This window comes from Streptomyces yatensis (genome assembly GCF_018069625.1).
Classification (GTDB): domain Bacteria; phylum Actinomycetota; class Actinomycetes; order Streptomycetales; family Streptomycetaceae; genus Streptomyces; species Streptomyces yatensis.
In genome coordinates, this window is record NZ_CP072941.1 from 5,413,530 (window position 1) to 5,426,673 (window position 13,144).

The following is a 13,144-nucleotide window of genomic DNA, read 5'->3' on the forward strand; positions in this document are numbered from 1 at the left end:
CCGGACCTCCCCCCGCGCCCGGACCTCCTCCCGCCCCCGGGCCGGCCCCCGACCCCGACCTGCCCCGGAGCCCGGGAGCGGCGCAGGGCCGTGCGCACGCTCGGCGCGCTCAGCGGGGCGGGCGCCGTCCCTGGTCCCTGCGCACCCGCCTGGTCGTCTCGGCCGTCGCACTGATCGCGGTGGTCTGCGCGGTGATCGGCACGGTCACGACCCTGGCCCTGCAGTCCTACCTCCAGGGCCAGGTGGACGACGATCTGCGCGCATCGGTCGGGCGGTTCCTGAACAAGCCGGGCCCGGCGGGCGAACTCCCCCGCGACGACGTGCTCTTCGTCGCCTCGCCCGGTCAGCCCATCGGCACGGTCGGGGCGCGCTTCGGCCAGGACGGCGAGATCTCCACGTCCGGCAAGAGCAATGACTCGCCCATGACGAACGACGTCGACGTCGACAGCCGGGTGGACTCCCTGACCGGCGGTCAGCGGAAGGCGCTCGCCGCCGTCCCCCTGGACGGACAGGTGCACACCATCGATCTGCCCGGCCTCGGCGGCTATCGGGCCGTGGCCCAGTGGGACCACCGGGAAGGCGGCATCATCCTCGCCTTCCCGCTCGACCAGACCCAGGAGACGGTCAACACCCTCATCCTCGTCGAGTTCTGTGTGGCCGCGGCCGGGCTGGTGGCGGCCGGGATCGCCGGGGCCGCGATGGTCGGCATCTCGCTGCGCCCGCTGCGCCGGGTGGCCGCGACCGCGACCCGGGTCTCCGAACTCCCCCTGCACAGCGGCGAGGTGGCGCTGCGCGAGCGCGTCCCGGCCTCGGAGGCCGATCCGCGCACCGAGGTCGGCCAGGTGGGCGCGGCGCTCAACCGCATGCTCGGCCATGTGGAGTCGGCGCTCGCGGCCCGCCAGGAGAGCGAGACGCGGGTGCGGCAGTTCGTCGCCGACGCCAGCCATGAGCTCCGTACGCCGCTCGCCTCGATCCGCGGCTACGCCGAGCTGACCCGGCGCGGCCGGGAGGAGATCGGGCCCGACACCCGGCACGCCCTCGGCCGCGTCGAGTCCGAGGCCGGGCGGATGACCGGGCTGGTCGAGGATCTGCTGCTGCTGGCCCGGCTCGACGCGGGCCGGCCCCTGGAATGTGCGGAGGTCGACCTCTCCCCGCTGGTCGTCGACGCCGTCAGCGACGCGCGGGCGGTCGGCTCGGACCACGAGTGGCGGCTCGAGCTGCCCGATGAACCCGCGGTCGTCCACGGTGACGACGCCCGGCTGCACCAGGTGCTGGTCAACCTGCTCGCCAACGCGCGTACGCACACCCCGGCCGGCACCACGGTCACGGCGCGGGTGCTGTGGGGCGGGCCGCAGGCGGCGCCGTACCCCTCGCCGTACCTGGCGCCGCACGGCCTGTCCTACGGGACGCCGTACGGCATGTCCGCAGGCATGTCCCCCGGGACCGGTGGGCCCCGTGGGCACCGTAAGGGCGGCGGCTCGCCCTACGCCCCGTCCCACGGGTCGCCCTACGCCCCGCCCCACGGCTCGCCGTACGCGGCCGCCCGCGCCGCCGCCGGGGCCTTCGGCCCGCCCCAGCAGCCGCCCTCGTACGTCTCGCTGGAGATCGAGGACGACGGTCCGGGCATCCCGCCCGAGCTGCTGCCGCATGTCTTCGAACGGTTCGCCCGCGGCGACGCCTCGCGCTCCCGCGGCGCGGGCAGTACGGGGCTCGGCCTGGCCATCGTGCACGCGGTCGTGGCCGCGCACGACGGGCGGGTGACGGTGGACAGCGTTCCCGGGCGCACCGTGTTCGGCGTCCACCTGCCGGTCCACCCGCCCGTCCACCCGCCCGTCCACCGGGGCGTTCAGCAAGCCGGTCACCAAGGCGTTCAGCAAGGCGTTCAGCAGGCCGTAACGGACTCACAGGCAGGCCACAGGCTGACCACACAGCCGTGACAGCGCGGCTCGCGACTGTCGACCTCATGCGAACCGACACCCCTCTCGGGGCTCCGCCCGAGACACCCCTGCAGACCTTGCCCGTGCGCGGGCCGGTGATGGCCGATCTCGGCCGTCCGGTGCTGGACGTCGTCATCCCCGTCTACAACGAGGAAGCGGACCTCGAGCGGTGTGTGCGACGGCTCCACGACCATCTGGCCCGCACCTTCCCGTACGGCTTCCGGATCACCATCGCCGACAACGCCAGCACGGACCGCACACCCGAACTCGCGGCCTGCTTGGACGAGTCCATCGAGGAGGTGACGGCGGTCCGGCTGGAGCAGAAGGGGCGCGGGCGGGCGCTGCGCACCGTGTGGTCGCTGTCCGAGGCGCCCGTGCTCGCCTATATGGACGTCGATCTGTCCACGGATCTCAAGGCGCTGCTGCCGCTGGTCGCCCCGCTGATCTCCGGCCACTCCGACCTGGCCATCGGATCGCGGCTGGCGCGCAGCTCACGCGTGGTGCGCGGGCCCAAGCGGGAGTTCATCTCGCGGGCGTACAACCTGATCCTGCGCGGCAGCCTGGCCGCCCGCTTCTCCGACGCCCAGTGCGGTTTCAAAGCGATCCGTAAGGACGTCGCGGAGCGGCTGCTGCCGTTGGTCGAGGACACCGGATGGTTCTTCGACACCGAGATGCTGGTGCTCGCCGAGCGGGCCGGGCTGCGCATCCACGAGGTGCCGGTGGACTGGGTCGACGACCCCAACAGCACGGTCCACATCGTGCGGACGGCCACGGAGGACCTCAGGGGTGTGTGGCGGGTGGGGCGCGCGCTGGCCACCGGTGCGCTGCCGCTGGACCGGGTGCGCCGTCCGTTCGGCGACGATCCGCGCGACCGCGAGCTGAGCGGGGTGCCGAAGGGGCTGGCCCGCCAGCTGGTCGGGTTCTGTGTGGTCGGCGCGCTGAGCACGCTGGTCTATCTGCTGCTGTACTCGCTCTTCCGGCTGGGCACCGGCCCGCAGGTGGCCAACGCGCTGGCGCTGCTGCTGTCGGCGCTCGGCAACACCGCGGCCAACCGGAGGCTCACCTTCGGGGTACGCGGCCGGGACCGCGCGATGCGCCACCAGGCCCAGGGGCTGGTCGTCTTCGGCATCGGCCTGGTGCTGACCAGCGGCTCCCTCGCCGCTCTGGACGCCGCCCCCGGCACCGCCGCGCACGGCACCGAACTGGCCGTGCTGATCGCGGCGAACCTCGCCGCGACCGTTCTGCGCTTCCTGCTCTTCCGGGCCTGGGTCTTCCCGTCGGACAGCGGCGCCACCACCGACGACTCGAGGAACGACAACCGATGACGACGTACGACCACGGCACCCGGGACGCCGGACCGCCGCCCTCGCAGCCCCCGGGAGCCCCGCGGCCCCCGGGAGCCCCGCAGCCCCCGGCGGCCGCGCGGCCTCCACAGCCCCTGGCGGCCTCGGCGGCCACCGGCGCGATCCCGGCGGCCACCGGCGGTTCGCGTCTGACGCGGGTCTGGCGGGGACGGCCGGAGGACCCGCGCTGGGCGCGGCCCGCCCTGTGGGCCCTGCTGGCCGTGACCACCGTGCTCTATCTGTGGAGCCTGGGCGCGTCCGGCTACGCCAACCAGTTCTACTCGGCCGCCGTGCAGGCGGGCAGCGCGAGCTGGAAGGCCTTCTTCTTCGGCTCCTCCGACGCCGCGAACTCCATCACCGTCGACAAGCCCCCGGCCGCGCTGTGGCCGATGGCCCTGTCGGTGCGGCTCTTCGGCCTCTCCTCCTGGGCGGTCCTCGTCCCCGAGGCGCTGATGGGCGTCGCGACGGTCGGGGTGCTGTACGCGGCCGTACGGCGCAGGTTCGGCGCGGCCGCCGGGCTTATCGCGGGCGCGGCGCTCGCGGTCACCCCGGTCGCGGCGCTGATGTTCCGCTTCAACAACCCCGACGCGCTGCTCTGTCTGCTGATGGTCTCGGCCGTCTACTGCGTGCTGCGCGCGCTGGAGGACGCCCGCACCAAGTGGCTGCTGCTCGCGGGCGTCTGCTTCGGCCTCGGCTTCCTCACCAAGACCCTGCAGGCGTGGCTGATCCTGCCGCCGCTCGCGGTGGTGTACGCGGTGTGCGCCCCGGCGAAGTTCGGCCGGCGGATCGGGCAACTGCTGCTCGCGGGACTCGCGATGGTGGTCTCCGGCGGCTGGTGGGTCGCGATCGTCGAGCTGTGGCCGGCGTCCTCGCGTCCGTACATCGGCGGCTCGCAGCACAACAGCTTCCTGGAGCTGACGTTCGGCTACAACGGCCTGGGCCGGATCAACGGCAATGAGACCGGCAGCGTCGGCGGGGGCGGCCCGGGTGGCGGCGGTGGCGGTGGCGGCAGGTGGGGCGAGACCGGGATCGACCGGCTCTTCGGCTCCGACATGGGCGGTCAGATCGCCTGGCTGCTGCCCGCGGCGTTCATCCTGCTGGCGGCCGGGGTCTGGCTGACCTGGCGGGCCGGGCGCACCGACACCCGGCGCGCGGCCTTCCTGGTGTGGGGTGGGGCGCTGCTGATGACGTTCGCCACCTTCAGCTTCATGTCCGGGATCTTCCACCAGTACTACAACATCGCCCTGGCGCCCTATATCGCGGCGGTCGTGGGCATGGGCGCGGCGCTGCTGTGGGAGCGGCGGAACGAAGGCGGCCGGGCGGGGTCGGCGGCCTCGGCGGTGCTGGCCGTGACGGTCGCGGTGACCGCCTATATGGCGTACGTGCTGCTGGGGCGGTCGGCGGACTGGCACCCCTGGCTGCGCTGGGCGGTGCTGATCGGCGGACTCGCGGCGGCGGCCGGGCTGCTGCTGACCGGGCGGCTGGTGACGGGGCGCCTGGGCCGGACGGCGGCGCTGGCCGCTGCGGGCCTGGGCCTCGCGGCGGGGCTGGCCGGGCCGGTCGCGTACACGCTCAACACGGTGGACACCCCGAAGCGCGGCTCCATCGTGACGGCCGGTCCGTCGGTGGCGGGCGGTATGGGCGGTCCCGGTGGCGGCGGCCGGATGGGCGGCCCGCCGGGGATGCGGAACGGCGGCCAGGGCGCGGGCCAGCAGGGGCAGGGCCAGGGCCAGGGCAATCAGCAGGGCGGCCAGGGCCAGCAGGGCCAGGGGCAGGGCGGTCGGCAGGGCATGCCGGGCGGCGGCACCGGCGGCGGTCAGCCGGGCGGTCAGAACGGCTTCCCCGGCGGCGGTTTCCCGGGCGGCGGCCAGTCTCCGCAGAACGGTAAGGGCAACGCCCAGGGCCAGGGCAACGCCCAGGGACAGGGCCAGGGCCAGGGGCAGAACGGCCGCCCGGGCATGCTGCCCGGTGGCGGCGGCGTGGGCGAGGGCGGCCGGCGCGGCGGCGGTATGGGGGGACTGCTCGACGGTCAGCAGGTCGACGCCAAGACGGAGGCGAAGCTGGAGGAGAACGCCGACGACTACACCTGGGCGGCCGCGGCGATCGGCTCCCAGAACGCCGCGAGCTATCAACTCGCCACCCAGAAGCCCGTGATGGCCATCGGTGGCTTCAACGGCAGCGACCCGTCCCCGACGCTTGCCCAGTTCAAGGAGTATGTGCAGGAGGGCAAGATCCACTACTTCATCTCCTCGGGCACCGGTATGGGCGGCGGTCCGGGTGGCGGCCAGGGGAGTTCGTCCCAGATCACCTCCTGGATCGAGGCCACCTACAAGAAGGTCACCGTGGGCAGCACCACGCTCTATGACCTGACACAGAAGGCCTAGGCGTCCCCGAAGTCCTCGACGTCCCAGACGCTCTCCGACTGACGCCGGAGTCCCGTACTTACGGGCCGGTGGCCGGGTTTCCCCCGGTCGCCGGCCCGTACGCGCGTGCGGCGCACGGACGGTAATTCGCTGTACGCCGTACAGCGACGCTTGTACGGTGTACGGCGACCACATCGTCCTACACCGTAGAAGCCTCTGCCTGGAGTCCCCATGACGGTTTCGACCACCGACGCCGCCTCCGCTCCGCCCGGCCCGTCCCCGGGTGGTCATCCACAGCGTTGGCTGATCCTCGCCGTGATCTGCCTCGCCCAGCTCACCGTGTTGCTGGACAACACGATCCTCAATGTCGCGGTCCCCTCCCTCGCCCGGGAGATGGACGCGAGCACCGCCGAGATCCAGTGGATGATCAGCGCCTATTCGCTGGTCCAGTCGGGGCTGCTGCTCACCGCGGGCAATGCCGCTGACCGCTACGGCCGTAAGAAGATGCTGGTCGCGGGGCTCGCCCTGTTCGGGGTCGGTTCGCTGTTCGCGTCGCTGGCGCAGGGGGCCGGTCAGCTCATCGCCGCCCGCGCGGGCATGGGGGTCGGCGGGGCGCTGCTGATGACCACGACGCTCGCCGTCGTGGTGCAGATCTTCGACGAGGCCGAGCGGACCAAGGCGATCGGTCTGTGGGGCGCGGTCAGCTCGCTCGGCTTCGCCGCCGGGCCACTGATCGGCGGCTCGCTGCTGGAGCACTTCTGGTGGGGCTCGATCTTCCTGATCAACATCCCGGTCGCGCTGCTCGGGCTGATCGCCGTGATCTGGCTGGTGCCCGAGTCCAAGGACCCGGTCGGCGACCGGCCCGATCTGCTGGGCGCGGTGCTCTCCACCATCGGTATGACCGGAGTCGTCTACGCGATCATCGCCGGGCCCGACCACGGCTGGACCTCGGTCCGGGTGCTGCTGTCCGCCTTCGTCGGGGTCGTGGTGCTGACCGGTTTCGCGCTGTGGGAGCGTCATATTCCGTATCCGATGCTGGATATGCACTTCTTCCGGGACCGCCGCTTCGTGGGCGCCGTGGCGGGCGGCATCCTCGTCGCCTTCGGGATGGGTGGTTCGCTCTTCCTGCTCACCCAGCATCTGCAGTTCGTGCTCGGCTACGACGCGCTGGACGCGGGGCTGCGCACCGCGCCGCTCGCGCTGGTGATCGTGGCGCTCAACCTCGCCGGGGTCGGCGCCCGACTGCTGCCGAAGCTCGGGACGCCGCTGACGATCGTCGGCGGCATGGGGCTGCTCGCGGCCGGCCTCGCGCTCATCGCGGTCCTCGGCGCCGACGGCTACGGCGGACTGCTGCTGGGGCTGGTCGTGATGGGGGCCGGGATCGCGCTCGCCATGCCCGCGATGGCGAACGCCATCATGTCGGCCATTCCGCCGGAGAAGGCGGGGGTGGGCGCGGGCGTCAACGGGACCCTGACCGAGTTCGGCAACGGGCTCGGCGTGGCCGTCCTCGGCGCGGTGCTCAACTCCCGCTTCGGCTCGCTGCTGCCCGCGGCCGCCGCCGGAGCCGGCTCGCTCCCGGCCGCCCTCGCCGCGGCCCGTACTCCCGGGGACCGGGCGGCCGTCACGGACGCCTTCTCCGCTGGGCTGGAAACCAGCCAGCTCGTCGGTGCGGCGGCCGTGCTGGCGGGCGGGCTGCTGGCCGCGCTCCTGCTCAGCAGGGCCGAACGATCTTCACAGGAGGCCCCGGCGGCATAGCATTCGCAGGGAGTGAGGTGCCGCGTGCCGGGTCCCGGGACGTGGTGCCAGCGCATCGGAGAAAGAGAGGCGCCGCCATGGCAACCGGCAGCCGTACCGTCCGCCCGCGGTCCAGCGTCTGGCTCTCCGAACGCAAGGCCCCCAAGCGCAAGGGCGACCAGCAGCCCGTCGGGCTCGACCATGTGAAGATCGTCGCGGCGACGATGCGGCTGCTGGACGCCGAGGGTCTGTCGGGCTTCTCGATGCGACGGCTCGCGGCGGAGCTCGGGGTGACCGCCATGTCGGTCTACTGGTACGTGGAGACCAAGGACCATCTGCTCGAACTCGCCCTCGACGCCGCGATGGGCGAGATAGCACTGCCCGCGGAGGCGGTCGGGCCCGTCGAGAGCCAGGAGCACTCCCCGGCCGAGCCGCGGGACTGGCGGGAGCAGCTGCGCCAGCTCGCCGCCGAGTACCGGCAGGTGATGGTCCGCCACTCCTGGCTGCCGGCGCTGCTGGGGGAGTACCTCAACATCGGGCCCAACGCGGTGGGCTTCAGCAACGCCGCGCTGGCCGTGATGCGCAACAGCGGGCTGCCGGACGACAAGATCACCAGCGCGCTGTCCCTCGTCTACCAGTTCGTCTACGGCTTCGGCACGATCGAGGGCCGCTTCGCCGCCCGCTGCCGGGCGGCGGGACTCACCCAGGACGAGCTGTTCCACGAGACGATGAGCTCGGTCGCGGACCGTATGGAGTTCGACGAGTCGCGGAAGATCATGAAGGCGCGGGGCGGCAATACGGTCGAGGAGATGCGGGACCGCGACTTCACGTTCGCCCTGGACCTCGCGATCGCCGGTATCGAAGCCCTGCGCGACCGGTAGCGCGCCCCCGGCGGGACCGGTAGCGCGCGCCCGGCGGACCGGGGCGCCGCCCCGGGGCATCCGCCGCGGGAGGGCGGGCCGCCGGATGGTCGGGCGGCCGGACGGCCAGGGCGCCGGTGGGTCGGGCTGTGGGGCGGTCGGGCCGCCGGAGGTCGGGCCGCCGGATGGCCAGGGCGCCGGGCTATCGGACGGCCAGGGTGTCGGAGGGTCTGGGCTGTGGGGCGGTCAGGGCGCTGGACGGTCCGGCTGCCGGGCGGCCAGGGCGCCGGCGGGTCCGGGCCACCGGACGGCCAAGGCGCCGGTGGGTCGGGCTGCGGAGCGGTCAGGGCGCCGGACGGTCAGGCTGCCGGAGGGCCGGGCTGCCGGATGGCCAGGGTGCCGGTGGGTCGGGCTGCGGGGCTCGGCCCGCTGGACGACCAGGCCGCCGGGGGACCGGGCTTGCCGGACGGCCAGGGCACCGGATGGTCCGGCTGCCGGGCGGTCGGGGCCCGGGCCCGACCCATCAGCCTGCCGTCGGGCCGTCAGGCCGTGGGGAGCTCCTCGCCCTGCACCGCCTGTATGTCCAGCTCCACCCGCAGGGTCGTGCCGATCGCCGCGATGCCCGCCGCGACCACCTGGTTGTAGTTCATCGCGAAGTCCTCGCGACGCAGCTCGGCGACGGCCCGGAAGGCCGCCCGCACCCCGCCCCAGGGGTCGGGGCCCGTGCCCAGGTATGTCAGGTCCAGGTCCACGTCCCGGACGACGCCGTGCATCGACAGCTCGCCGTGGACCGTCCAGCGGTCGGCCCCGGCCGCGCTCAGATGCGTGCTCCGGTACGTCAGCTGCGGGAACTCCTCCACATTGAGGAAGTCGGGCGACTTCAGATGGCCGTCCCGCATGGCATTGCCGGTGTCGATGCTGGCGGCCTGGATGACCGCCTCGACGCGCGACTTCTCGATGTCCTCGGCGACCTCGATCCGCCCGGCGAACTCCGTGAACCGGCCGTGCACGCTGGATATCCCCAGGTGCTGGGCGACCGCGCCCACCGTCGAATGCGCCGGGTCGAGCGTCCACGCACCGGGCGGGGGAAGCTCCACCCCGCCCTGACGCGCCAGCACCACCGTGCCCACATCGGCCCGCCCGGAGGCGGTGACGATCGCCGTGGACGCGACCGGGGCATAGCCGACGGCGGTGGCGATGATCGTGTATGGCCCCGGCGGCAGCGGCTCGTCGGTCCGCACGGCGCCGTCCCCGTCGGCCTGCGCGCGCAGCACCTGCGCGCCCGTCATATCCGTGACGGTCAGCACCGCGTGCTGGACCGCCCAGCCGTCGCGGGTGCGGATCCGGGCCCGCAGCCCCGCTCCCCCGCCTGCTCCTGCTCCTGTGGTCGTCATGCCGCGTTTCGCTCCCGCTCGGGTGTCGCTCGTGTTGCTCGTGCTGCTGGTCGTGCTGGTGTTGCTGGTCGTGTGCGTGGTGCCCGTCGAGCTGGTCGTACTCGACGGGTCGGTCGTGCTCGTCGTGCTCGTCGTGTTCACCGGGTACGTCGTGTGCATCGTGTTCGTGGTGTTTGTGCGCCGGATCCGGGCGGCGGTGTAAGGCCGTCCCCTGCCTTCACTACACCGCCGCCGGGATCCGGGTTCCGGGACCGGCGGAAAAATCCGTCACCCGGACCGGGCCCGGGGCGCGTCTCCGCTCTTACGCGCCCCGGGCCCGGAGTTCCGTCACTCGCCCGGGTGGGTGAGTTCGACGTCGTGGCCGTCGACGCCGGGCCCGGAGACCGTCAGCGCCCCCGCGACCGGCGGGTAGCCGCTCGCGATGACCGTGTAGTCGCCCGCGTCCAGGTCGGTGAAGGCGTACGCGCCGTCCTCACCGGTGGTGGAGGTGGCGACCACGTTCCCGGCCGCGTCCACGAGGGTGACCCGCGCGTCCGGCAGCGGGCGCCGGTCGGCACCGGCCCGGACTATGCCCTGCACCCGGGCGCCGGCCTGCAGGGCTATCTCCACCCGGGTCAGCCCCTGGGCGCCCACCTCGACGGGCAGGGCCGCGGGCCGGTAGCCCGGCGCGTTCACCGCGAGCGTGAAGGTCCCGGAGACCAGCTCCTCGAAGCCGAAGTCGCCCTGCTCACCGGTCTTCCCGGTGGCCAGCACCTCGCCGCGGACATCGGTGACCACGACCATCGCCGCGTCCACCGGACGGCCGTCGGCGGCGCCGCGCACGGTGCCCACCAGACCGCTGGTGCCCGACAGGACGATGTCGAAGGCGAGCGGGTCGTCCCCGACCACGATCGTGGACGCCTGCGGCTGGTGGCCGTCGGCCGCCGCGATCAGGACGTAGGAGCCGGAGCTCGGCGCGTCCAGGGCGTACGAGCCGTCGGGGTGCGCCACCGAGCGGCCCAGTTGGCGCCCGGCGAGCGAGATCAGGGTCACCGCGGCGCGGGCGACGGGGCCGCCGTCCGCGTTCCGCACGAAGCCGTGCACACCCTGCCGGGGCTGATGGTCCGCGCCGTCGCCCCCGGCGGAGGCGAAGGCCGCCAGGCGCTGCGGGGCGGTGGCCGCGAGGGCACCGCTCGAGTCCGGCTCGGGCATCGCGGCGGCCGGGGCGCCCACGAGCGCGGGCTCGAGGTCGGCGACCTGTCCGGCGGCGGCCGTGGCCGCCATCGCGTCGGCCGGGGTGGCGTCGGTGGCCGGGGCGTCCGAGGCGGTCGCGGCCTGCTGGGATCCGGAGTTGGTCTTCAGGGCGACCTCCTTGATGAACAGGGTCAGCAGAAGGCCGAGCAGCGCGGCCGGGGCGGCGAAGAGGAAGACGTCCGCGACACCGTGCCCGTAGGCGCTCTCCGTGATGGTGCGGATCGGCTCGGGCAGCGCCTTGACGTTGGGGATGCCACCGCCGCCGGTGCCGGCGTGGCCCAGCGCGGCGCCCTTGGGGCCGAGGTCGGACAGGCCGTCCTTGACGTAGTGGGTGACGCGGTTGGCGAGCACCGCACCGAGCGCCGAGACGCCCACCGCACCGCCCAGGGAGCGGAAGAAGGTGACGACGGCACTGGCCGCGCCGAGGTCCTGCGGGGCCACCTGGTTCTGGGTGGCCAGCACCAGGTTCTGCATCATCATGCCGATGCCGAGGCCCATGAGCGCCATGTAGATCGCCATGTGCCAGTACGGGGTGTCGTACCGGATGGTGCCCAGCAGCCCGAGGCCCGCCGTCACCAGCACACCACCGATGACCAGCCATGCCTTCCAGCGACCGGTCTTGGTGATGACCTGACCGGAAACGGTCGAGGAGACGAACAGGCCACCGATCATCGGGATGGTCATGACGCCCGACATGGTGGGCGTCTCACCGCGCGCCAGCTGGAAGTACTGGCTGAAGAAGACGGTGCCGGAGAACATCGCGATACCGACGAAGAGCGATGCCAGCGAGGCGAGGGTGATCGTCTTGTTGCGGAACAGCCGCAGCGGGATGATCGGCTCGCGCGCCTTGGACTCGATCAGGATGAAGATGAGACCGAGCGCGATCGAACCGCCGACCATCGCGTAGGTCTGCCACGAGATCCAGTCGTACTTGTCGCCCGCGAAGGTCACCCAGAGCAGCAGCAGCGAGACCGCCGCGCTGATGAAGAAGGCGCCGCTCCAGTCGACCTTGACGTCCCGCTTGACCACGGGGAGCTTCAGGGTCTTCTGCAGCACGATCAGCGCGATGACGGCGAACGGAACGCCGACGTAGAAGCACCAGCGCCAGCCCAGCCAGGAGGTGTCGGTGATCACGCCGCCCAGCAGCGGACCGCCGACGGTCGCGACGGCGAAGGTCGCGCCGAGGTAGCCGCTGTACCGGCCGCGCTCACGCGGGGAGATCATCGCCGCCATGACGACCTGGGCCAGGGCGGACAGACCGCCGACGCCGATGCCCTGCACCACACGGCAGGCGATCAGCATGCCGGGGTTCTGCGACAGACCGGCCACCACGGAGCCCGCGACATAGATCAGCAGGGCTATCTGGACCAGCAGCTTCTTGCTGAACAGGTCGGAGAGCTTGCCCCACAGCGGGGTGGCGGCGGTCATGGCCAGCAGGGTGGCGGTGACGACCCAGGTGTAGGCGGACTGACCGCCGTGGAGGTCGGCGATGATCTCGGGCAGCGCGTTGGAGACGATCGTCGACGACAGGATCGCGACGAACATCCCCAGCAGCAGCCCGGAGAGCGCCTCCATGATCTGCCGGTGGGTCATCGGCGCCGAGGAGTCCGCGTCGTGGCCGTGATGGCCCCGGTGCCCTCCCCCGCCGTGCTTGGCGTGGGCGGGGTGCCCCGCGGGTCCCCGCACACCGCCGTCCGGTGTGGTCGTTGCCATGAAGTTCCTTAACGTTGCGAAGGTGTACGGGTGATGCTGCTCTCGGCCTGTTGCGGTACGGGCCGGGAACGTGTGTCCCCGAAACTCGTCCGCAAGCGGTCGAGAAGTTCGTTGAGGTGGTCGACGTCCTCGTCCGACCAGTCGCTCAGACAGTTGGCGAGCGCGTCCGTGTAGCGCTCGGACACCTCACCGAGCAGGGTTCGTCCGCTGGCGTTGATGGTCAGCAGCCGCGACCGGCGGTCGAGCGGGTCGGGCTTGCGGTCCACCCAGCCGCGGTCCGCGACATGTGCCACATGCCGGCTGGTCACCGACATGTCGATGTCGAGCAGCTCGGCGAGCTTGCTCATGCGCATCTCGCCGTAGCGGTCGAGGAGCATCAGGACGATGGCGGCGCCCGATGGGCAGTCGGTCGGCAGGACGCGCCCGAGCCCGCGCTTGACGGTGCCGATGGCGCTGAGCTGCCGGGCCAGCTCCTCGTAGTGGCGCTGTGTGGCCACGGCACCCCCCAGAGGGATTGGTCAGTTGCTTAGGGCAACCATAGAAGAAGTTAGTTGCAACAGGCAAATG

The 13,144-nt window shown here is 72.7% G+C and carries 9 protein-coding genes; 6 read left to right on the forward strand and 3 right to left on the reverse strand.

Features of this window, described 5'->3' with window-relative positions:
* Nucleotides 1-149 precede the first annotated feature (149 nt).
* The 5 genes from J8403_RS22660 to J8403_RS22680 all read left to right on the forward strand — a co-directional run bounded on the left by J8403_RS22660 (nt 150) and on the right by J8403_RS22680 (nt 8,258).
* Nucleotides 150-1,937, forward strand: a complete 1,788-nt coding sequence (locus J8403_RS22660; RefSeq protein ID WP_211128380.1) for a sensor histidine kinase — start codon at nt 150-152, stop codon at nt 1,935-1,937.
* Between the two features lie 26 nt (nt 1,938-1,963).
* Nucleotides 1,964-3,262 (forward strand): bifunctional glycosyltransferase family 2/GtrA family protein, encoded by a 1,299-nt coding sequence (locus J8403_RS22665; RefSeq protein ID WP_211124765.1) that lies wholly within the window; start codon nt 1,964-1,966, stop codon nt 3,260-3,262.
* Nucleotides 3,259-5,664, forward strand: coding sequence for a glycosyltransferase family 39 protein (locus tag J8403_RS22670; protein WP_211124766.1), 2,406 nt, complete (start codon nt 3,259-3,261; stop codon nt 5,662-5,664). The genes J8403_RS22665 and J8403_RS22670 overlap by 4 nt, the downstream gene beginning before the upstream one ends.
* Nucleotides 5,665-5,874: 210 nt before the next feature.
* Nucleotides 5,875-7,398, forward strand: a complete 1,524-nt coding sequence (locus J8403_RS22675) for an MFS transporter (protein WP_211124767.1) — start codon at nt 5,875-5,877, stop codon at nt 7,396-7,398.
* Between the two features lie 77 nt (nt 7,399-7,475).
* Nucleotides 7,476-8,258, forward strand: a complete 783-nt coding sequence (locus tag J8403_RS22680; RefSeq protein WP_211124768.1) for a TetR/AcrR family transcriptional regulator — start codon at nt 7,476-7,478, stop codon at nt 8,256-8,258.
* Between the two features lie 521 nt (nt 8,259-8,779).
* Here J8403_RS22680 and J8403_RS22685 read toward each other — a convergent pair.
* Nucleotides 8,780-9,631 (reverse strand): YceI family protein, encoded by an 852-nt coding sequence (locus tag J8403_RS22685; protein WP_211124769.1) that lies wholly within the window; start codon nt 9,629-9,631, stop codon nt 8,780-8,782.
* On the opposite strand from J8403_RS22685, the gene J8403_RS22690 reads away from it, so the two are divergent.
* The gene (locus tag J8403_RS22690) at nt 9,630-9,833 is read left to right on the forward strand and encodes a hypothetical protein (protein WP_211124770.1); all 204 of its coding nucleotides are present in this window, start codon (nt 9,630-9,632) and stop codon (nt 9,831-9,833) included. The genes J8403_RS22685 and J8403_RS22690 overlap by 2 nt on opposite strands.
* A 125-nt stretch (nt 9,834-9,958) precedes the next feature.
* Here the strand turns inward: J8403_RS22690 and J8403_RS22695 are convergent, their stop codons facing one another.
* Nucleotides 9,959-12,457, reverse strand: coding sequence for an MFS transporter (locus J8403_RS22695; protein WP_485129832.1), 2,499 nt, complete (start codon nt 12,455-12,457; stop codon nt 9,959-9,961).
* Nucleotides 12,458-12,585: 128 nt separating this feature from the next.
* Nucleotides 12,586-13,074 carry a MarR family winged helix-turn-helix transcriptional regulator gene (locus tag J8403_RS22700; RefSeq protein WP_211124772.1) on the reverse strand — a complete coding sequence of 163 codons (489 nt, stop codon included), beginning with the start codon at nt 13,072-13,074 and terminating at the stop codon, nt 12,586-12,588.
* Nucleotides 13,075-13,144 lie beyond the last annotated feature (70 nt).